This is a genomic window from Reyranella sp. GW821-FHT14A01, from assembly GCF_058803965.1.
Window position 1 is genome coordinate 48,834 of the sequence record NZ_JBXAPM010000013.1, and the last position, 19,565, is coordinate 68,398.

Sequence of the window (19,565 nt, forward strand, 5' to 3'; positions counted from 1 at the left end):
AATATGGGGACTGGATGCGCCGGAGGGTCCGGGCACGGTGCGAAGAACCGCCTAACCCCCTAAAAGTAAGACAAAAAACGACATTTCATGGATAATGGTGTAGGGTAAACCATGAGGCTCCCGTCAGGTATGCGTGGGCGCAACTCTTATTGTAACGATTGTCACCATGGTCTCGATCCCTCCGCGCAAGAACAAGGTGCCGAACATTCTCGGCGACTGGGACGACGTTCGTTTCTTCCTCGCGGTTGCAAAAACCGGAAGCTTCAGCGCCGCTGCGACCCAGTTGAACACCAAGCAGACGACGGTCGGCCGTCGCATCCAGGCGCTTGAGCGGCGTCTGGGCGCCAAGCTGTTCGACCGCCATCGCCACGGCATGGAAGTGACCCCGGCCGCCCGTGGCGTGCTCGTGCAGGCTGAATCGATGATGTCCAACGCCACGGCGATCGAGCGGCACCTGGCCGGCCTCGACCGCGAGATGGCGGGAATCGTCCGCATCGCCGCAACCGAGGGCATCGCCGCCCACTGGCTGGTGCCCCGGCTGGGCGTGCTGCGCCGCACCCATCCCGACATCATCGTGCAGGTGATCGCCGGCGACCAGGTGCTCGACCTCGCCACCCGCCAGGCCGACCTCGCCATCCGCTTCTTCCGTCCCACGTCCAACCAGTTGGTCGCGGCGCGGGTCGGCCAGGTCAACATGTCGATCTTCGCCGCGCCCTCCTACATCGAGCAGTACGGGCTGCCGCAGAAGCTCGAGGACATGCGCGACCACCATGTCGTCGACCACACCACCCTGCACAGCCTGCCCGCCATGAAGCCGTGGAGCGAAGTCGTCGAGCGCAGCACCTCGGTGGTCCTGCGCACCAACTCGTCTTACGCCGCCATGGAGGCGGTGCAGACCGGCTACGGTATCTCGGTGTTCCCCGACTACATCGCCAAGTCGTCGAACCTGGTGGCGGCGCCGATCAACCTCAGGATCGTCCGCGACATCTGGCTGGTCAGCCACGAGGAGACCAACAAGGGCGCTCGCATCCGCACCGTGATCGACTATGTGCGCGACCAGTTCCGCCAGGACGAACGCGAGTGGTTCTCCACGACACCGCGCAGCAGCGGCTCGATGGCCGCCGCTTAGGGGCCGCGGCTCAAGGGGCGAGCGCGGCCTTCAGTTTCTTGTAGATCGCCTCGATCTCGGCCTTGTCGCCGGGCCGGTACTCCCAGTTGAGCTTCACGCCGTCGCCCGGATAACGCGGCAGGACGTGGATGTGGAGGTGCGGCACGCTCTGCCCCGCCCCTTCGCCGTTGGCCTGCAGGAGATTGACGCCGGCGGGCTTCAGCTCGCCGATCGCGGCCTTGGCCACGCGCTGGGCGGTCTTCGCCACGGCGCCCAGAACCTCGGGCGGAATGACGTCGATGGTCGGCCAATGGCCCTTGGCGACGGCCAGCGCATGGCCGGGATTGACCGGGTTGATGTCCATGAAGGCGATGGTCGCCTCGTCCTCGACCAGCTTGAAGCACGGGATCTGGCCCGCGACGATCTTGCAGAAGATGCAGCTTCCGTCGGTCGGATGGGTCATCACGGTCTCTCCAATGCAGTGGCCAGCTCACGAAGCCGCTGGAAGGGCTGAGCGCCGGGCGCCAGCGCCGGATCCAAACCCAGCCGGCCAAGCCTTGCAATCCCGTCGCGGCCGAACCGGTCGCGCAGCGATTGGACGACCCAGCCCTCGCTCTGGCGATGACGCGCCACCGCCAGCCGGCCGTCGCCCGCCAAGTGCTGCCGATGCGCATCGAGCGCCGCGACGAGGCCGTCGATGCCCGTTCCGCCGCGGGAGGAAACGGCCAGCGCCTTCACCGGCCAGTCGCCGGCATCGCCCGCGGTGGCGAGCGACAGCGCCCCCGCGACATCGGCGCGCGCCCGTTCGGCAGCGGCGCCCATATCGGCCTTGGTGACGACGACCAGGTGCGGGATCTCGACGATGCCCGCCTTCATGAACTGCAGCGAATCGCCGGAGCCGGGCTGGACGCAGAAGACGACCGTATCCGCGACACCCGCCACGTCGGTCTCGGACTGGCCCACGCCGACCGTCTCGATCAGCACGCGGTCGAACAGCGCGCGCATGACGATCATGGCCGCCAGCGTCTGGTCGGCCAGCCCGCCCAGCCGGTCGCGGGCGGCCATCGAGCGCACGAAGCTGCCTTCGTCGGATCCATCATGGACGATGCGCACGCGGTCGCCCAGCAGCGCGCCGCCGCTGGTCCGTGACGAGGGATCGACGGCGATCACGCCGACGGTCTTGCCGGACCGGCGCCACGCCGCGACCAGCGCCGCGCAGAGGGAGGATTTGCCGACACCGGGCGGGCCGGTGACGCCCACGACATGGGCCCGCGGCTCGCGCCACGCCGCGTCGAGCAGCGCCTGCGAGGCCTCGCTTTCGGGATCGCGCTCCAGGCCGGCAAGTGCTGCGGCCAGCGCTCGCTTGCCGTCGTTGCGGAGCGCCGCCAGGGTCATTCGGTCTTGAGCGGACCGCCCAGCGCCGCCTGCGCCGCCGCCAGCCGCGCGATCGGCACGCGGTAGGGTGAGCAGGAGACGTAGTCGAGCCCGGCCTTGTGGCAGAAGTAGACCGAGGCCGGATCGCCGCCATGCTCGCCGCAGATGCCGAGCTTCAGGCTGTTGCGCACCTTGCGGCCGCGCTCGGTCGCGATCTCGATCAGTTCGCCCACGCCCTCGATGTCGAGCGAGGCGAAGGGGTCGTGCTCGAAGATGCCGCGCTGCTGGTACTTCTCCAGGAACGAGGCCGAGTCGTCGCGGCTGAGGCCGAAGGTGGTCTGCGTCAGGTCGTTGGTGCCGAAGGAGAAGAACTCCGCCGTCTCCGCGATGTCGCCGGCCCGCAGCGCCGCGCGCGGCAGCTCGATCATGGTGCCGACGAGATATTCGAGGGTCTGGTCAGCCGTCTGGCTCACTTCCTCGGCGACCTGGTCGATCACCACCTTCATCAGGTCGAGTTCCTTCTTCGTCGCGACGAGCGGGATCATGATCTCCGGCACGACGGTCTTGCCGGCCTTCTTCTGGACCTCCGCCACGGCCTCGAAGATGGCGCGGGCCTGCATCTCGTAGATCTCCGGATAGGAGATGCCGAGACGCACACCGCGATGGCCGAGCATGGGATTGAACTCATGCAGCTTGTTGGCGCGCTCCTCGATCTCCTTCACGTCGACGCCGAGGTCCTTGGCCACGACCTCCATCTCCTCCGCCGTCTTCGGCAGGAACTCGTGCAGCGGCGGGTCGAGCAGGCGGATCGTGACAGGCAGACCCGCCATGATCTCGAACAGCTCGACGAAGTCCTGGCGCTGCATCGGCTGGATCTTGGCCAGGGCGGCGCGACGGCTCTTCTCGTCGTCGGCCAGGATCATCTGGCGGACGGCCACGATGCGATCGCCCTCGAAGAACATGTGCTCGGTGCGGCAGAGGCCGATGCCCTCGGCGCCGAACTTGCGCGCCTGGGCGGCATCGGCCGGCGTCTCGGCGTTGGTGCGGATGCCGAGCTTGCGGAACTCGTCGGCCCATTCCATCAGCTGGGAGAAGTCGCCGCTGAGCTCGGGCTGCACGGTCGGCACGACACCGAGGATGATCTCGCCGGTGCTGCCGTCGAGCGTGATGGTCTCGCCGGTCTTCACCACCGTGCCGCGCACGCTGAGGGTCCCGGCCTTGCCGTCGATGCGCACGTCGCCCGCACCCGCGACGCAGGGCTTGCCCATGCCGCGCGCCACCACGGCGGCGTGGCTGGTCATGCCGCCGGTCGAGGTCAGGATGCCTTCCGCGGCATGCATGCCGTGGATGTCCTCGGGGCTGGTCTCGCGACGCACCAGGATCACCTTCTCGCCGGCCCGCGCCTGCTTCTCGGCATCGTCGGCCGAGAACACGACCTTGCCCGAAGCGGCGCCCGGCGAGGCCGGCAGGCCCTTGGCGATCACCTTGCGGGCCGCCTTCGGATCGAGCGTCGGATGCAGGAGCTGGTCGAGCGATGCCGGCACGATGCGCGCCACGGCCTCGCGCTTGTCGATCAGGCCTTCCTTCACCATGTCGACCGCGATCTTCAGCGCGGCCTTGGCGGTGCGCTTGCCGTTGCGCGTCTGCAGCATATAGAGCTTGCCGCGCTGCACGGTGAACTCGATGTCCTGCATGTCGCTGTAGTGCTTCTCGAGCCGCTGCCGCACGTCGGCCAGCTGCTGGAACACTTCCGGCATGACCTCTTCCATGGCCGGCGCGTCGGACTTCTGGGCGAGCTTGCCCTGCACGGTGAGATGCTGCGGCGTGCGGATGCCCGCGACCACGTCCTCGCCCTGGGCGTTCACGAGATACTCGCCATAGAACAGGTTGGTGCCGGTCGACGGGTCGCGCGTGAAGGCGACGCCGGTGGCGCAATCCTCGCCCATGTTGCCGAACACCATGGCCTGGACGTTGACCGCGGTGCCCCAGCTCTCGGGGATCGAATGCAGGCGGCGGTAGGTGATCGCGCGCTGGTTCATCCAGGATTCGAACACCGCGCCGACGGCGCCCCAGAGCTGCTCCCGCGGCTCCTGCGGGAAGGGCTTGCCGGTGCGCTTCTCGACCAGCTTCTTGTATTCGGCCACGACCGACCGCCAGTCGGCGGCCTTGAGGTCGGTGTCCATCGAGACGCCGAGATCCTCTTTCTTGATCTCCAGCGCTTCCTCGAAATAGTGATGGCCGACGTCGAGCACGACGTTGGAGTACATCTGGATGAAGCGGCGGTAGCTGTCCCAGGCGAATCGCTCGTCGCCCGACGACTTGGCAAGACCCAGCACCGTCTTGTCGTTGAGGCCAAGGTTCAGCACCGTGTCCATCATGCCCGGCATCGAGGCCCGGGCGCCCGAGCGGACCGAGACCAGCAGCGGATTGGCGGCGTCGCCGAACTGGATGCCGACGACCTTCTCGACTTCGACGAGCGCCTTTTCGAGCTCATCCTTCAGCTCGGGCGGATAGGTCTTCTTGTTGTCGTAGAAGTAGGTGCAGACCTCGGTGGAGATGGTGAAGCCCGGCGGCACCGGCAGGCCGAGGCTCGACATCTCGGCCAAGTTGGCGCCCTTGCCGCCCAGCAGGTTGCGCATGTCGGCGCGGCCCTCGGCCTTGCCATCCCCGAAACTGTAGACCCACTTGGCCATTCTTAGCCCTCGATCTTTGAAAAATCGGCCACCGTATCCATGGTGGCGCGAATCTGGTTGAGCAGCTTCAGCCTGTTCAGGCGAACCTCCGGCCTGTCCGTCACGTTGACCGTGACCTTGTCGAACAAGGCGTCGATCGGCCCGCGCAGGCCCGCGAACGCAGCCATTGCCCCCGCGAAATCCTCGGCGGCCAGCGCCGGCTTCACCGTGCGCGCGACCTCTTCCAAGGCGGAAGCAACGGCTTTTTCTTCCGCTTGTTCCAGCAGTGCGGCATCGGGCGCACCCGCGATCTTTGCCGCGAGTCCCTTGTCCTTCTTCTCCTCGGCGCGAACGATATTGGCGGCGCGGCCGTAAGCCGTCAGCAGGTTCTTGCCCGCCTCGGTGCCGAGGAAGGCCTGCAGCGCCTCGACCCGCGCCAACAGCCGGACGAGATCGTCCTCGCCGCCCAGCGAGACGACGGCGTCGACCACGTCATGGCGCACGCCCTTCTCGCGCATCTGCACCTTGAGGCGCTCGGCGAAGAAGGCGAGCAGGTCGTCGGCCTTGAGGAACGGCTTGAGTGGCAGCCTGAGCTTGTTCTCGACCACGATCCGGATGACGCCGAGCGCGGCACGACGGAGCGCGAAGGGATCGCGCGAACCGGTGGGCTTCTCGCCGATCGCCCAGAAGGATGTCAGCGCATCGAGCTTGTCGGCCAGCGCGACGGCGATCGACACGGGCGCGGTGGGACAGCGATCGTTGGGGCCGGCCGGCGTGTAATGATCGCCGATCGCGTCGGCGACCGGCGCCGGCAGTTTCTCGCCCAGCGCATAGTAGCGACCCATGACGCCCTGCAGTTCGGGGAACTCGCCCACCATGCCGGTCACGAGGTCGGCCTTGCAGAGCCGCGCCGCCTGCTCGACGGCAGCCGCATCGGCGCCGGGAACAGCCTTGGCGATCTCGCCGGCCAGCGCGACGATGCGCTCGACCCGCTCGGCCTGTGTGCCGAGCTTGGCGTGGAACACGATCTGCGTCAGTCGCGGCAGGCGGCTTTCCAGCGTGGTCTTGCGATCCTGGTCCCAGAAGAACTTGGCGTCGCTCAGCCGCGCGCGCAGCACGCGCTCGTTGCCCTCGACGATCACCTTGCCGCCGTCGCGCGCCACGTTGTTGGCGACCACGATGAAACGATTGGCCAGCGCGCCGTCGGCCTTCGTCGTCGTGAAGTGGCGCAGATGCACCTTCATCGACACGATCAGCACTTCGGGCGGCACGTCCATGAACTGCGCATCGATGGTGCCGATCAGCGGCACCGGCCATTCGACGAGGCCGGTCACTTCATCGAGCAGGCCTTCATCGTCGCGCAGCGTGACCTGGGCCTCGCTGCAGAGCTTACGAGCGCCTTCGAGGATGATCTTCCGGCGCTCCGCCGGATCGAGGATCACGTGCGCGGCCCGCAGCTTCGCCTCGTAGTCAGCAAAGCCCGTGACCGCGAACTCGCCCTCGCTCAGGAAACGATGGCCGCGCGTCGTGTCGCCGAAGGCGACCGGCGCCATGGCGCCACCGGGCGAGACCTCGCCCTTCAGCACCTTGCCGTCGAACAGCGCGACGATGCCCTGCAAGGGGCGCACCCATTGCATGGTGCCGCTGCCCCACTTCATCGACTTGGGCCAGGGCAGCGCCTTCATCGCGGCATCGATCACCGACGGGAGGGCGTCGGCAGTCGGCCCGCCCTTCTTCGTGATGACGGCGAACCAGAACTCGCCCTTGCCGGTATCGCGCTTCTCCGCCTGGTCGAGCGAGGCCAGGCCCGCGCCCTTCAGGAAGCCCTGCACCGCCTGGTCGGGCGCACCGACGCGAGGCCCGCGCTTTTCCTCGCTGACATCGTCGCGCACGGCGGGGATGCCCTCGACCACCAGCGCCAGCCGCCGCGGCGTCACATAGGCGCGCGCCGCCTCGAAACCGATGCCGGCGCCCTTCAGCCCGTCGCAGACCAGCCGCTTCAGGTCATCGGCCGCCCGCGCCTGCATGCGGGCCGGAATCTCTTCGCTCAGGATCTCGAGAAGAAGCTCGGCCATCTCAGGCAACCTTCTTCGTCTGCGTCGCCAGCCACGTCTCGCAGCAGGCCTTGGCGAGGTTGCGGACGCGCAGGATGTAGCTCTGCCGCTCGGTGACGCTGATCACGCCGCGCGCGTCGAGCAGGTTGAACGAATGGCTGGCCTTGATGCACTGCTCGTAGGCCGGCAGCGGCAGCTTCTTCTCGACCAGCCGGCCGCATTCCTTCTCGGCGTCGGCGAAGTGGCGGAACAGCATCTCGGTGTCGGCATGCTCGAAATTGTAGGCCGACTGCTCCTGCTCGTTCTGCAGGAAGACGTCGCCGTAGGTCAGCGGCACGTCGGAGTCGGCGCGATTGTAGGGCAGCTCGTAGACGGTTTTCTTGTCGAACAGGTACATGGCCAGCCGCTCGAGCCCGTAGGTGATCTCGCCCGCGACCAAGTCGACCTCGATGCCGCCCACCTGCTGGAAGTAGGTGAACTGCGTGATCTCCATGCCGTCGCACCAGACTTCCCAGCCCAGGCCCCAGGCGCCGAGCGTCGGGCTCTCCCAGTCGTCCTCGACGAAGCGGATGTCGTGCAAGGTCGTGTCGATGCCGATCGCCTGCAGCGAGCCCAAGTAGCGTTCGAGGATGTCGGGCGGCGACGGCTTCAGGATCGCCTGGAACTGGTAATAATGCTGCAGCCGGTTCGGGTTATTGCCGTAGCGCCCGTCGGTCGGCCGCCGCGACGGCTGCACATAGGCCGCGTACCAGGGCTTCGGCCCCAGCGCGCGCAAGGTGGTCGCGGTGTGGAAGGTACCGGCGCCCATCTCCATGTCGAACGGCTGGAGGATCAGGCAGCCCTGCGCTGCCCAATAGTCCTGCAGGGTAAGAATGAGTTCCTGGAAGCACGTCGGCTTGGCGCGTGCTGCTGAGGAGTTCGACACCAAGATTCCCCGAAGCTCTAAAGGCCTTGTATTTCCGCAACTTAAGGCCGTTATTGCGGTGCGGCAAAATAGGTTCCACCCCCCACCCGGTCAAGGCTGCCGGTGGGCTACGGCCTTATTGCCTCGGACGGCCGCATTGGCCGCATTTTTCGGCAGCGGTCGAAATATAGGCACCACAACCGGCGCACTGGACCGTATCCTCGATCACGGCCGGCCTGCGCGCCGACGGCGGCGGTTGGGGCGGCGCAGCCGGAGGCGGCGGCGGAGTCTGGCGCGGCAGGTCCGCATTCCCCGTGAATCGGTCGAAAAGGCCCTTCCAGTGCCTGAAAGTCCGCCACGCACCGTAAACGGCGAGCCCGAACAGCGCGATCTTGAGCAGGAATCCCATGCGGCCTTTTGCGGTTCCTGCGAAACCCGGTCAAGCGGGCTATAGGTAGCCCATGAATGGACCGGAGGATCGGCCGCTCGACCTGTTCGTGGTCGGCGGCGGCATCAATGGCGCAGGCATCGCCTGCGACGCGGCGGGACGGGCGCTCAAGGTCGGCCTCTGCGAAATGAACGATTTCGCCAGCGCCACCTCCTCCAAGGCGTCGAAGCTGATCCATGGCGGCCTGCGCTACCTGGAAACCTACGAATTCCGCCTGGTGCGTGAGGCGCTGCAGGAGCGCGAAGTGTTGCTGGCCAAGGCGCCGCACCTCTCCTGGCCGATGCGTTTCGTCCTGCCGCACGAGCCGCACCTGCGGCCGCGCTGGATGCTGCGGCTGGGTCTGTTTCTCTACGATCATCTCGACTGGCACATGACTCTGCCGAAGTCGATCTCGGTCGATCTGCCCACGTCGAAGTTCGGCGTCGGCCTCAAGTCCAGCTTCAAGAAGGGTTTTGTCTATTCCGACGGCTGGGTCGACGATGCCCGGCTGGTGATCTCCAACCTCAAGTCGGCGCGCGAGATGGGGGCGAAGATCTATGCCCGCCACCGCTGCGTCTCGGCCCGTCGAAGCGCCGACGGCAAGCTGTGGAACATCGAGCTGGCCGGCCCCGGCGGCGCGCCCGTCCATCTGCAGGCACGTGGGCTGGTGAACGCCGCCGGCCCATGGGTGAAGCGCTTCCTCGACGAGGAAACCGAGGTCAGGACGCCCAAGCGCGTGCGCCTGGTGAAGGGCAGCCACATCATCGTGCCGCGCCTGCACGAGGGCGACCACGCCTTCATCCTGCAGAACAGCGACAACCGCATCGTCTTCGTGATTCCCTACGAGCGCGAATTCTCGCTGATCGGCACGACCGACATCGCGGTCGAGGACGGCGAGCATCCCGTCTGCTCGCCCGAGGAAATCTCTTATCTCTGCGACCTCGCTAGCCACTACATGGCCAAGGCGGTACGGCCCGAGGATGTGGTCTGGACCTATTCCGGCGTCCGCCCCCTGTTCGACGACGGCGACGACAATCCCTCGAAGGTGACGCGCGACTACCACCTCGAGGTCGACGGCGCCCCGCAGCAGAAGGCACCGATCCTCTCGGTGTTCGGCGGCAAGATCACGACCTATCGCCGGCTGGCCGAGCATGCTCTGCGCGACCTGGAGCCCTATTTCCCGCGCATGGGCGGTCCGTGGACCGACAGCCGCGCCGTCTACGACGGGGAGATGGCCGACGCCCCGACCTTCGAGCAGGCCTTCGACAATTTCGTGGACGGCGCCGCGGCCAACACACCCGCGCTCCCGAAGGACCTCGTGCGCATCCTGGCCCGCCGCCACGGGTCGGGCCTCGAGGATCTACTGGAAAATGTGAAGACCGTGGCCGATCTCGGCCGGCATTTCGGCGGCGCCCTCTACGAGGTCGAGGTCCGGCACCTGGTCCGCGACGAATGGGCGGTCGAGGCCGAAGACATTCTCTGGCGGCGGACCAAGGAAGGCCTGCACATGACGCCGGGCGAACGCGAGGCCTTCGCCGTCTGGCTGGAAGAGCAGCGGCCGAACTTTACATAACTTAACCTTGGGACCGGGCACGTCGGACGGCCTGCGCTCGTAAGTCAGGAACAGCCCATTCACGGTGAGGTTCCGATGTCGATCCGCTCCCTGCTCCTGCCGTCCGCCCTCGTCCTGGCGGCCGGCTTTGCCTTCGCTACCCCTGCCTCTGCCTTTGATTTCTTCGCTGGCGACGACACGATCGAGCTGGCGCAGGCGACCCCGCCGGCCCCGCCGCCGCCTCCCGGCCCGCGCGGCGAGCGTGCCCGCGGCGAACGGGGCGACCGCGCCGTCGAGCGCAGCTTCTCGCCCAAGGCCGTCTGCATCGACATGGTCGCCCGCCGCATCGGCGACCGCGCCTACATCAAGGCCAAGCTTGAGCTGAAGCCCGAGCAGATGACGGCCTGGAACGCCTTCGAGAAGGCGGCCGACGAGGCCAGCGCCAAGTCGATGGCGCGCTGCCAGACCCTGCCGACCGAGGTGAAGGAGCGGCCCGGCCTCGTCGAGCGCCTCACGATGGAAGAGGACATGATGAAGGCGCGCATCGCCACGATCGAGGCGGTGAAGCCCTCGCTGACCGCCCTGGTCGGCGTCCTGACGGCCGACCAGAAGGCCATCCTCGACCGGCCGCGCATGGCCCGCTGGGGCCATAGGGGCCACGAGATGGGCCGGCCGGGCCCGCGCTAAATCCTACCAGTCGCTGTGGCGGACGATCTTCAACAGGTCGTCCGCCATGGTGAGCGCCGTCAGCACGCCGGTCTTGGGATTGTCCGGCATGGCGCGGCCCAGTCGCTCCAGCTTCAGCTCGCCCGAATCGGCCACGACTTCCAGCTTGCTGGCATTGGTGCCGGGCGGCAGGGTCGGATCGGCCACCAGCTCGATCTCCGTCTTGTCGAGCCCCGCGCCGCACAGCGCCACCGTCACCGCCAGATTGGCGTTCTTCGGGTAGAGCCGGCCGGCATCGGCGGGCTTGCCGCGGAAGATCACCGTCGGTTCCTTGATCGACGGCAGGTCGAACTCGGTCTCGGCCGGGGTACCAGTCCAGGCATGCGGCGGCTTGATCGAGATGTATTTCACCTTCTCCAGCGTGCCCAGCCGCATGGCGAGCAGCCCGTCCAGGCCGGCAATGGCGCCCGACGGCAGGCGCAGGCGAGAGCCGCCCTTCTTGGCCGCCTTCAGGTGCTTCTCCCATAGCGCCGGGTCGCCGTAGGCGCCGGTCGCGATCACCATGAAGTCGAAGCCCTTCTTCAGGATGGTCTCGCCCCAGTCGCGCACCGCCTGCTGGCTCGCCGCCTCGACCACGACGTCGGGCTTGAGCTTCAGCAATTCCTTGAGATTGTCGACAACCGCGGCCTTCTTGCCGAGCTTCTTCTGGGTGGCCACGACCCGGCCCTTCCGCACCAGAACACCCACGATATCGATGGGCGGCTTCTTCTCGCGAAACACGTCGAACAGCATCTGGCTGATGGCGCCATAGCCGATGAGCGCGATTTTCAGCCGTTTTTCCTTTGCCATTTGTCCCCCGGGGAGCCGATTTCGCGGCGACTATAGCGGGCCGCCGCGGCCCTTGCGACCGCGGGGGGTCGCGGCTATAACCCCCGCCTCATCGCGGGCCGGAGTCCGTACACCTGACGGAGCGTAGCTCAGCCTGGTAGAGCACTAGCTTCGGGAGCTAGGGGCCGGAGGTTCGAATCCTCTCGCTCCGACCAATAAAGCCCAAGGGCTTTCGCGACGAGAGTGCCGCGTCATCAGAGATGGTGACGCGGCACGTTTCTTTTGGAAACCAACGATTTTCGCCGGGGCAGCACGGCCAACCGGCGTGCTCGCATCCCTATTGCCTGTGGCCCTGCACGACGCCCACAATGGAGGGACGTTGACGAGTTCGCTCGAAGGCGAACACGGTGTTGTCGTAACTGAACTCCCACGCTGCGGTGTCGAAGGCGAAGGGAAGTGCGATGACGGACTCGACCTGGACCAAGTCGACGATCTGCAAGGGATGCTGGCAGCAGATGCACGTGCCCATCCCGTTGCGCGGCGTGTTGTCGGCACCGTTCCGTGCCTTCGGAGTCCGGCCGAGCCGCATGAACCCGAATGTCTGCACGATCTGCGAGCTCATGTTCACGAAGGTCATGAAGGCTCGCAATGTGAAGACGGACGCCACGATCCTGTTTGCAGACCTCAGCGGCTACACGAGGCTGTCTCAATCCCTGTCGTCCGCCGACATGGGTGACCTGCTCGATTCATTCTACGACGAATGCGCCAGCGCGATCTGGCACTTCGACGGCTTGCTCAACAAGACGATCGGCGACGCCGTGATGGCCGTCTTCAATTTCCCGATCAGGAACACCGACCACACGACGCAGGCCTTGCTCGCCGCCCGCGAGATCCAGAACCGCTTCGAAGCGGTGCGAAGGGCGTTCGTCGATCGTCTCGGCGGCGATACCACGCGCGCAGTCGGCGTGACGGTTGGCATTCACTGCGGTGAAATAACCTTCGGAGAATTCGGCCACGCCCATCGCGACATCACGGCCATCGGGACGGTGGTCAACACGGCCGCACGAGCCCAGTCGGCCGCCACGGCCGGCCAGATACTGGTTACGGAGGCCGTGTATGAGCGAGCAAGGTGCGACCTCTCGGGAAGCACCGCGCGAGACTACCAACTGAAGGGGTTCGACGCTCCGGTCCGGCTGTATGCCGCTCCGGCGGCCGCTGAAGCCGGCTAGAAAACCCCGGGAATCGCTGCCCGGGGGGTTTTCGTTTCGTTTGTTTCGTATATTTCGTTTATTTCGTTTGTGCGACTTCGACGATGTCGCCGGAGCGCGGGTCGGATGCCCGTTTCGTTCAGCCGGTCAGAGGAAAGTGGCAGGCGACCTCACGGCTCGGCGCGATCGCGCGCAGCGGCGGCACTTCGTCCGTGCAGCGTGGCTGGGCGTGCGGGCAGCGGGTGCGGAAGCGGCAGCCCGAGGGCGGGTCGAGGGGCGACGGCGGGTCGCCCGGCTTCAGCTTCGTATCTCCCAGCGGGATGTCGGGATCGGGCACCGGGATCGCGGCCATGAGGGCGGCCGTGTAGGGATGCGCCGGCGTGGCGAACAGCGAAGCGGAATCCGCGACCTCGCAGAGCCGGCCGAGATACATGACCGCCACCCGGTCCGACACCGACTTCACCACCGCGAGATCGTGGGCGATGAACAGGAGCGTCAGGCCGAAGCGCGCCTTCATGTCCTCGAGCAGATTGACGATCTGCGCCCGGATCGAGACGTCGAGCGCCGAGACCGGTTCGTCGCACACGATCAGGCTAGGCTCGAGCACGAGGGCACGCGCGATGGCGATGCGCTGGCATTGGCCGCCGGAGAATTCGTGCGGCCTGCGGTTCCACACGAGGTCGGGATCGAGGCCGACCGCCTCCATGACGGCGCGCACGCGGCGGGTGCGCTCGGCGGCATCGGACACGCCCGACACGACCAGCGGCTCGGCGATGATCTCGGAGACCTTGCGGCGCGGATTGAGCGAGGCGATCGGGTCCTGGAAGATCATCTGCAGGCGCGGACGCACCGCGCGCAGCGCCTGGCCGCGCATCCGCGTCAGGTCCTGCCCGTCGAACAGGACGGCGCCGGCCTTGGGCGGCGGTAGTTGCAGCAGCGCGCGCGCCAGCGAGGATTTGCCGGAGCCGGATTCGCCCACGAGGCCCAGCGTCTCGCCTTGCTTCACTGTGAGCGTGACGTCGCTCACGGCATGGACGTGACGGCCACCGCCGACCGGGTATTCGACCACGAGGTTCTGGATGGCGAGGAGATCGCTCACACGCCCACTCCTCGCGGGTGGAAGCAGGCATAGCCGCGCGCGGCTTCCCAGGTCAGGGCCGGCTGCTGCTCGTCGCACCGTTCCGTACGGTAGAGGCAGCGCGGCGCGAAGGAGCAGCCGCCGCTGCGCCGTGCGAGGTCGGGCGGCCGGCCGGGAATGGCGCTGAGGCGCGTGTGCGTGGGATCGGTGAGGCGCGGCAGCGAGCGCAGCAGCGCCTCGGTGTAGGGCATGCGCGGCGAGTGGAAGATCTCGCGCGTCGCCGCTGCCTCCACGGCGCGGCCGGCATACATCACCATGATGTCGTCGGCGCGACCAGCGGCCACGCCGAGATCGTGAGTAATCAGGATCATCGCCATGCCGCGCTGGCGCTGCTCGCGCTGCAGCAGGTCAAGGATCTGGCGCTGCACGGTGACGTCGAGCGCCGTGGTCGGCTCGTCGGCGATCAGCAGCTTGGGCGCACAGGCGATGGCAATGGCGATGGCCACCCTCTGGCGCATGCCGCCCGATAGCTCATGTGGATACTGAGCCGCGCGGCGCTCCGCCTCGGGGATACCGACCTCGCCTAAAAGCTCGACGGCGCGGCGGGCCGCAGCCCTGGAATCGAGCCCGCGGTTGAGGCGCAGCCCCTCGCCGATCTGGCGGCCGATATTCATCACCGGATTGAGCGAGGTCATCGGGTCCTGGAAGACGATGCCGATCTCGCTGCCCAGCACGGTCCGGAACTCCTTGGGCGACAGCGCGCGAAGATCGCGGCCCTCGAACAGCACCTGCCCCGCCACCTGGGCGCCCGAGCTCTCGCCCACCAGGCCGATCAGCGAGCGTACGAGGACCGATTTGCCCGACCCGGATTCTCCCACGATGCCGAGCGTCCGGCCCGCGTGCAGGTCGAACGAGACGCCGTCGACGGCGCGCAATGGCCCCCGCGCGGTGGAGAAGCTCACCTGCGCGTCGCGCACCGACAAGAGTGGTGCGCCGGTCACAGCGCGGACCTGCGTGGATCGACCATGTTGCGCACCATGTCGCCCACGAAGTTGAGCGACAGGACGGTGGCGAACATCACCGCGGCCGGAATCAGCGCCGTGTGCGGCGCCACATCGAGCGCCTCGCGGCCGTCGGCGATCATGCCGCCCCAGCTCGGCTGCGGCGCCGGGATGCCGAGGCCGAGGAAGGAGAGCGCGCCCTCGGCCACGATGATCACGCTGATCGCCACCAGCCAGAAGGCGAACATGGGCGGCAGCAGGTTGGGCAGGATCTCGCGCGTCAGGATGCGCCAGTTGCTGGCGCCGATGGTGCGGGCGGCCAGCACGAAGTCGCGGTTGGCCCAGGCCAAGGTGTTCGCCCGCGACACGCGCGCCGCCGCCGGGATCGACAGGATGCCCAGCGCCAGGGTGACGTTGAACAGGCTCTGCCCGAGATAGGCGGTGAAGGTGAGCGCCAGCACCAGCGACGGGAAGGCCAGCAGGATGTCGATGAAGCCGACCGCCAGCAGGTCGACCTTGCCGCGGAAATAGCCCGCGCTCATGCCGATCGCGCCGCCCACCAGGAAGCCGAGGAACGGCGCGCAGATGCCGACGATCAGCGAGGTCCGGGCGCCGTAGATGATGCGCGAGAGCATGTCGCGCCCGAGATTGTCGGTGCCCAGCAGGAATTCGGCCGACGGCGGCTTGCGGCGCAGGATCAGCTCCTGCGCCGACGGATCGGGCAGGCCGATCCAGTCGGCTGTGATCGCCAGGAAGACGACCAGCAGCAGCCAGGCCAGCGGCAAAGCGAGCGCCCAGTGCCAGCGGCGCCGCGGCCGCGTCGCGGCGATGACCGCGCCCTTAGCTGCGGAAGCGGACATGGCGAACCCTTGGATCGAGCACGGCGTAGAGCATGTCGACCAGGAAGTTGATGACCACGAAGCCCACCGCGATGAAGGCCACGGTGCCCTGCACGAGGATCAGGTCACGGTTGAAGATGCCCCCCAGCAGCAGCCGGCCGACACCCGGCAGGGCGAAGATCTGCTCGACGATCACCGCGCCGCCGATCAGCCCGCCGATATTGAGGCCCAGGATGGTGATCAGGGTGAACGACGAGGGGCGCAGCGCATGCTGCAGCAGCACCCGCCACGGCGGCAGCCCCTTGGCGCGCGCCAGCAGGATGAAGTCCTCCTTGAGCGTGGTCAGCAGGTCCGAGCGCAGCACGCGCATCAGCACCGTCCATTCGATCAGGCCCAGGGTCAGCGACGGCAGGATCATCGATTCGATGTTCTCCCACAGGCCTTCCGACATCGGCGCGAAGCCGGTCGCCGGCAGCAGGTCGAAGCTCACCGAAAAGAGGTAGATCAGCACGATGCCCAGCATGAAGTTGGGCATCGCGAGGAAACCGAAGGCGGCCGAGGCGGAAATGCGATCGAAGATGCCGCCCGGCCGCCGCACCGAGAGCAACGCCACCGGGATCGCGATGCCCAGCGCGATGAGCTGGGCCATCACCATGAGCTGCAGCGACACCGGCAGCCGGTCGACGATCGCCTGCACCACCGGCTCGCCGTTGCGGTAGGAACGGCCGAGATCGCCCGACAGCGCCGAGCCCAGCCAGTCGAAGTAACGCACCAGCATCGGCCGATCGAGGCCGAGATCGGCGCGCAGGCCGGCAATGTCCTGCGGCGTGGCGAGCGATCCCAGGATCACGATCGCCACGTCGCCCGGCAGGATGTTCACGATGAAGAAGGTCAGCAGGGTGACGCAGAACAGCACCACCACCAGCCGCACCAACTGGCGCAAGATCCACGGCATCGCGCGACGCCCTACGCTACCCTACTCTGCACCCGTCGTTACTTCGTGAGCCAGGCGCCCTCGACCTGCACGGCGCCGCCGCGCAGCCCCGGAATGCCGTGCACGTTGGCGCGGGTGATGGCGAAGTCGATGTTGCTGCCGGTCCACAGCCACACCGCATCATCGTTCAGGATCTTGATCAGGTCGCAATAAGCCTGCTTGCGCTTGTTCTCGTCGAGGCTGGTACGGCCGATCAGCAACAGCTTGTCGACTTCCTCGTTGTTGTAGCCAGAGAAGTTGATCGGGCTCTTGGAATGGAAGTTGGCGAACATCTGCGGATCGACGTCGGCCAGGTCGATGATGCGCCAGCCGGTGATCTGGAAGTCGCGCGACAGCGTCTCCTTCACGAGCTGGGTCTGGTCGACCGGCTTGATCTCGATGTCGATGCCGGCCTTCTTCATGTCGGCCTGGAAGACCTGCGCATTCTCGCGGCCGCGCGGCGTGGCGGTGACCGTCATGGTCATCTTCACCGGCTTGCCGTAGTCGGCGATCAGCTTGCGGGCGGCCTCGGGATCGTACTTCAGCGCGCCGGTGTCCTTGCACTCGATGCCCGAGTTCGGCCCGTACGGGTCGTCATGGACGGGACGCAGGCCCTGGGTCAGCACCTGGGCGTTGGCCTTGCGGTTCAGCGCCATCGAGACAGCCTGGCGAACGCGCTTGTCGTTCAGCGGCTCGCGCTGGGTGTTGAGCGGCGTGACCAGCGCACCGCTGCCCACCCAGGTCAGGACCCGCAGGTTCCTGTCCTTCTTGGCCTTCATGATGTTCTCGGCGCGGTCTTCCCAGATCACCTGGACATCGCCCTTCACGAGGCTGGCGTAGCGGGCGTCGGAATCCGGCAGCGGCCGCACGGTCACGCGGTCGAGATAGGGCTTGTCCTTGTCCCAGTAGTCGGGGTTGCGTTCGGCGACCAGACGGTCGGCGGCGCGCCATTCCTTGAACACGAAGGGGCCGGTGCCGACGGGATTGCGGTTGTAGTCGGCACCCTTCTCCTGGGCCAGCTTCACCGGGATGATCAGCGTGGTGACGGTGGGCTGCGCCAGGGTCCGGGGCAGCGCCGCGTTGGGCCCGCGCATCTTGAACACCGCCGTCAGCTCGTCCGGCACCTCGACCTTGTCGATGGCGAGATAGGCGCGGCCGGCGAAGCGGTTGGCCGGATCGATCAGCCGGTTGAAATGGTCGGCCACGTTCTGGGCGGTGAACGGCGTGCCGTCGTGCCATTTCACGTTCGGTCGGATCTTGGCCGTCCAGACGCTGCCATCCTCATTGGGGGTCATGGACAGGGCCAGCGCCGGCAGCAGGTTGCCCTTGTCGTCGAGCCGCATCAGCGTCTCGTAGAACAGCGAGGCCGCCGTCACCGTCGAGTTTGAATAGACGCCGGCGCGGACCGGATCGAAGCCTTCGAAATCGCTCTCGACGCCGATCGTCAGCGCGCCGCCGCGCACGGGCGCCGGTGCAGGCGCCTGGGCAAAGGAAGGCGCCGCGAAAGCCGCGACCAGCGCCGCCGCCAGACCAAATCTGCGAGAAAACAGTGCCATCAGGCCCCTCCCATGGATCGCGCCGTAGACCGGCATCAACTCTATGGACGGGAAGATAACGCGATGGTCGCCGCGAGCCTAGAGGATTGCGGAGGCTCTGAGGTGCCGCACGCTACATGCAGTAGGTCTACATACAATAAGCCTGGGCCGCGACGACAGCGTTGAGGCCCTGCATTTCCTGCGGCGAGAGGTTCGACGGATTGAGCAGGTTGCCGGTCGCGCTCACCGACTGGTTCGACTTGCGCAGGCCGAGGATGGCGTTCGGGCGCTGGTCGGCCGGGATGCGCGCGATGATGCATTCGCACGTTTTCTGGGAAGCGGTGACCAGGCATTCGGTCATAAGTTCGTCGGCACGGGAGGCGGACGAAAAGCCCACGCTCATGACGAGGGCGGCAAATCCGGCGGCGATGATACGCATGCAAGTCTCCATGGATGGTGCATCATACACCGCCTCTCAGGCAACCAGCCAGTTCCTCAAGAGGCCGAACAGGCCGGTCAGGAAAAGGATTGTGAGAGCCACGTTACGGTAGAGTCGCTCGCTGGCGAGGCCGTGGAACAGCCGCCCGCCGGCCCAGGCACCCAGCACCATGACCGGAAACAGCACGACGGCACGGACCAGCGCATCGACGCCCGCCACGCCGGTCGCCAGCACGATCACGATCAGCAGGAACTGCGTCAGGAAGTAATAGGTGACGATGTTGGCGCGGTTGACCTGCGGCGGGTCGTTGCCCGACAGGAGATAGAGCAGTACCGGCGGGCCGCCGATGCTGGTCGTGGCCATCATCGCACCCGAGATTCCGCCGACGATCACCGTCGCCACGGTCGAACGCCGGCGGGTGTATTTCCAACCGCTCCACATCAGCAGCACGAAGGCCACGATCACGGCCGATACCGCGGTCACGATCGTATTCTTGTCGACGTGGGCCAGCAGCCACACGCCCGCCGGCATGGCCAGGCACGCCGCGAGGCTCATGGGCGTCAGCAGCTTCCAGTCGGCATGCCGGCGGACCTGCGGGAAGAGCTGCAGCGACACGACGAGCTCGATGGCGACCACGGTCACCACCATCTCGGCCGAGCCGAACAGGATGGCGAAGATCGGCGCCATCAGCATCGCCGAGCCGAAGCCCGCGAAGCCTCGCATCAGGCCCGCGACCAGCGTGACGCCCAGCGCGGTCCACAGGCCGGTCTCGACGAACAGGGATTGGATGTAGGGGAGCATGAAGCGACGGACTCGATCGGATTGAAGACGTTCGACGACACTGATCCGCCGCCCGAAGGGGGCGGATCAGCGAATAACTCGAAGCGTCGTAAGTCGCGTCATGATG

General features: G+C 66.9%; 17 protein-coding genes and 1 tRNA gene. 5 read left to right on the plus strand and 13 right to left on the minus strand.

Annotation, left to right across the window (positions count from 1 at the left end; translation table 11 throughout):
- Window positions 1-166: 166 nt before the first annotated feature.
- A complete protein-coding gene (locus tag AC1ROX_RS22720) occupies window positions 167-1,129 on the plus strand; it encodes a LysR family transcriptional regulator (protein WP_493129398.1) in 963 nt (320 codons plus the stop codon).
- Between the two features lie 10 nt (window positions 1,130-1,139).
- Here AC1ROX_RS22720 and AC1ROX_RS22725 read toward each other — a convergent pair whose 3' ends face one another.
- From AC1ROX_RS22725 to AC1ROX_RS22745, 5 genes are read right to left on the minus strand one after another with little or no spacing between them, the layout of a single operon-like run.
- Entirely contained in the window at window positions 1,140-1,571 is a 432-nt protein-coding gene (locus AC1ROX_RS22725; protein WP_493129400.1) for an HIT family protein, read from the minus strand.
- Window positions 1,571-2,503, minus strand: a complete 933-nt coding sequence (locus AC1ROX_RS22730) for an ArgK/MeaB family GTPase (RefSeq protein ID WP_493129402.1) — start codon at window positions 2,501-2,503, stop codon at window positions 1,571-1,573. The genes AC1ROX_RS22725 and AC1ROX_RS22730 overlap by 1 nt, the downstream gene beginning before the upstream one ends.
- Window positions 2,500-5,175 (minus strand): pyruvate, phosphate dikinase, encoded by a 2,676-nt coding sequence (ppdK, locus tag AC1ROX_RS22735; RefSeq protein ID WP_493129404.1) that lies wholly within the window; start codon window positions 5,173-5,175, stop codon window positions 2,500-2,502. Before ppdK ends, AC1ROX_RS22730 begins: the two co-directional genes overlap by 4 nt.
- A gap of 2 nt (window positions 5,176-5,177) precedes the next feature.
- A complete protein-coding gene (gene glyS / locus AC1ROX_RS22740) occupies window positions 5,178-7,229 on the minus strand; it encodes a glycine--tRNA ligase subunit beta (protein WP_493129405.1) in 2,052 nt (683 codons plus the stop codon).
- Between the two features lies 1 nt (window position 7,230).
- Entirely contained in the window at window positions 7,231-8,133 is a 903-nt protein-coding gene (locus AC1ROX_RS22745) for a glycine--tRNA ligase subunit alpha (protein WP_493129407.1), read from the minus strand.
- Window positions 8,134-8,573: 440 nt separating this feature from the next.
- Between AC1ROX_RS22745 and glpD the strand changes: the two genes are divergently transcribed.
- Window positions 8,574-10,112 carry a glycerol-3-phosphate dehydrogenase gene (gene glpD, locus AC1ROX_RS22750; RefSeq protein ID WP_493129409.1) on the plus strand — a complete coding sequence of 513 codons (1,539 nt, stop codon included), beginning with the start codon at window positions 8,574-8,576 and terminating at the stop codon, window positions 10,110-10,112.
- A gap of 75 nt (window positions 10,113-10,187) precedes the next feature.
- On the plus strand, window positions 10,188-10,778 hold the full coding sequence (locus AC1ROX_RS22755) for a Spy/CpxP family protein refolding chaperone (RefSeq protein ID WP_493129411.1): 591 nt from the start codon (window positions 10,188-10,190) through the stop codon (window positions 10,776-10,778).
- Window positions 10,779-10,781: 3 nt separating this feature from the next.
- Here AC1ROX_RS22755 and AC1ROX_RS22760 read toward each other — a convergent pair whose 3' ends face one another.
- Window positions 10,782-11,606, minus strand: a complete 825-nt coding sequence (locus AC1ROX_RS22760) for an aspartate dehydrogenase (protein WP_493129413.1) — start codon at window positions 11,604-11,606, stop codon at window positions 10,782-10,784.
- Window positions 11,607-11,723: 117 nt separating this feature from the next.
- Between AC1ROX_RS22760 and AC1ROX_RS22765 the strand changes: the two genes are divergently transcribed.
- A tRNA-Pro gene (locus tag AC1ROX_RS22765) sits at window positions 11,724-11,800 on the plus strand.
- Between the two features lie 300 nt (window positions 11,801-12,100).
- Window positions 12,101-12,814, plus strand: a complete 714-nt coding sequence (locus AC1ROX_RS22770; protein WP_493129734.1) for an adenylate/guanylate cyclase domain-containing protein — start codon at window positions 12,101-12,103, stop codon at window positions 12,812-12,814.
- Window positions 12,815-12,932: 118 nt separating this feature from the next.
- On the opposite strand, the gene AC1ROX_RS22775 is transcribed toward AC1ROX_RS22770, so the two are convergent.
- From AC1ROX_RS22775 to AC1ROX_RS22805, 7 genes are all read right to left on the minus strand, one after another.
- Entirely contained in the window at window positions 12,933-13,892 is a 960-nt protein-coding gene (locus AC1ROX_RS22775) for an ABC transporter ATP-binding protein (RefSeq protein ID WP_493129415.1), read from the minus strand.
- The gene (locus tag AC1ROX_RS22780) at window positions 13,889-14,872 is read right to left on the minus strand and encodes an ABC transporter ATP-binding protein (RefSeq protein WP_493129417.1); all 984 of its coding nucleotides are present in this window, start codon (window positions 14,870-14,872) and stop codon (window positions 13,889-13,891) included. Before AC1ROX_RS22780 ends, AC1ROX_RS22775 begins: the two co-directional genes overlap by 4 nt.
- Complete coding sequence (locus AC1ROX_RS22785) at window positions 14,869-15,732, minus strand: ABC transporter permease (protein ID WP_493129419.1); 864 nt, start codon at window positions 15,730-15,732, stop codon at window positions 14,869-14,871. The genes AC1ROX_RS22780 and AC1ROX_RS22785 overlap by 4 nt, the downstream gene beginning before the upstream one ends.
- Entirely contained in the window at window positions 15,713-16,666 is a 954-nt protein-coding gene (locus AC1ROX_RS22790) for an ABC transporter permease (RefSeq protein WP_493129421.1), read from the minus strand. Before AC1ROX_RS22790 ends, AC1ROX_RS22785 begins: the two co-directional genes overlap by 20 nt.
- A 38-nt stretch (window positions 16,667-16,704) precedes the next feature.
- Complete coding sequence (locus AC1ROX_RS22795) at window positions 16,705-18,240, minus strand: ABC transporter substrate-binding protein (RefSeq protein WP_493129423.1); 1,536 nt, start codon at window positions 18,238-18,240, stop codon at window positions 16,705-16,707.
- Window positions 18,241-18,367: 127 nt separating this feature from the next.
- Window positions 18,368-18,658 carry a hypothetical protein gene (locus tag AC1ROX_RS22800; protein WP_493129425.1) on the minus strand — a complete coding sequence of 97 codons (291 nt, stop codon included), beginning with the start codon at window positions 18,656-18,658 and terminating at the stop codon, window positions 18,368-18,370.
- Window positions 18,659-18,694: 36 nt separating this feature from the next.
- On the minus strand, window positions 18,695-19,459 hold the full coding sequence (locus tag AC1ROX_RS22805; protein ID WP_493129427.1) for a sulfite exporter TauE/SafE family protein: 765 nt from the start codon (window positions 19,457-19,459) through the stop codon (window positions 18,695-18,697).
- Window positions 19,460-19,565: the final 106 nt, after the last annotated feature.

Bases quoted from the DNA above. Each gene is read 5' to 3' on its own strand.
- AC1ROX_RS22720 (WP_493129398.1), top strand. From the start codon at position 167: ATGGTCTCGATCCCTCCGCGCAAGAACAAGGTGCCGAACATTCTCGGC.
- AC1ROX_RS22725 (WP_493129400.1), bottom strand. From the start codon at position 1,571: ATGACCCATCCGACCGACGGAAGCTGCATCTTCTGCAAGATCGTCGCG.
- AC1ROX_RS22730 (WP_493129402.1), bottom strand. From the start codon at position 2,503: ATGACCCTGGCGGCGCTCCGCAACGACGGCAAGCGAGCGCTGGCCGCA.
- ppdK (WP_493129404.1), bottom strand. From the start codon at position 5,175: ATGGCCAAGTGGGTCTACAGTTTCGGGGATGGCAAGGCCGAGGGCCGC.
- glyS (WP_493129405.1), bottom strand. From the start codon at position 7,229: ATGGCCGAGCTTCTTCTCGAGATCCTGAGCGAAGAGATTCCGGCCCGC.
- glpD (WP_493129409.1), top strand. From the start codon at position 8,574: ATGAATGGACCGGAGGATCGGCCGCTCGACCTGTTCGTGGTCGGCGGC.
- AC1ROX_RS22755 (WP_493129411.1), top strand. From the start codon at position 10,188: ATGTCGATCCGCTCCCTGCTCCTGCCGTCCGCCCTCGTCCTGGCGGCC.
- AC1ROX_RS22760 (WP_493129413.1), bottom strand. From the start codon at position 11,606: ATGGCAAAGGAAAAACGGCTGAAAATCGCGCTCATCGGCTATGGCGCC.
- AC1ROX_RS22770 (WP_493129734.1), top strand. From the start codon at position 12,101: ATGCACGTGCCCATCCCGTTGCGCGGCGTGTTGTCGGCACCGTTCCGT.
- AC1ROX_RS22785 (WP_493129419.1), bottom strand. From the start codon at position 15,732: ATGTCCGCTTCCGCAGCTAAGGGCGCGGTCATCGCCGCGACGCGGCCG.
- AC1ROX_RS22790 (WP_493129421.1), bottom strand. From the start codon at position 16,666: ATGCCGTGGATCTTGCGCCAGTTGGTGCGGCTGGTGGTGGTGCTGTTC.
- AC1ROX_RS22795 (WP_493129423.1), bottom strand. From the start codon at position 18,240: ATGGCACTGTTTTCTCGCAGATTTGGTCTGGCGGCGGCGCTGGTCGCG.
- AC1ROX_RS22800 (WP_493129425.1), bottom strand. From the start codon at position 18,658: ATGCGTATCATCGCCGCCGGATTTGCCGCCCTCGTCATGAGCGTGGGC.
- AC1ROX_RS22805 (WP_493129427.1), bottom strand. From the start codon at position 19,459: ATGCTCCCCTACATCCAATCCCTGTTCGTCGAGACCGGCCTGTGGACC.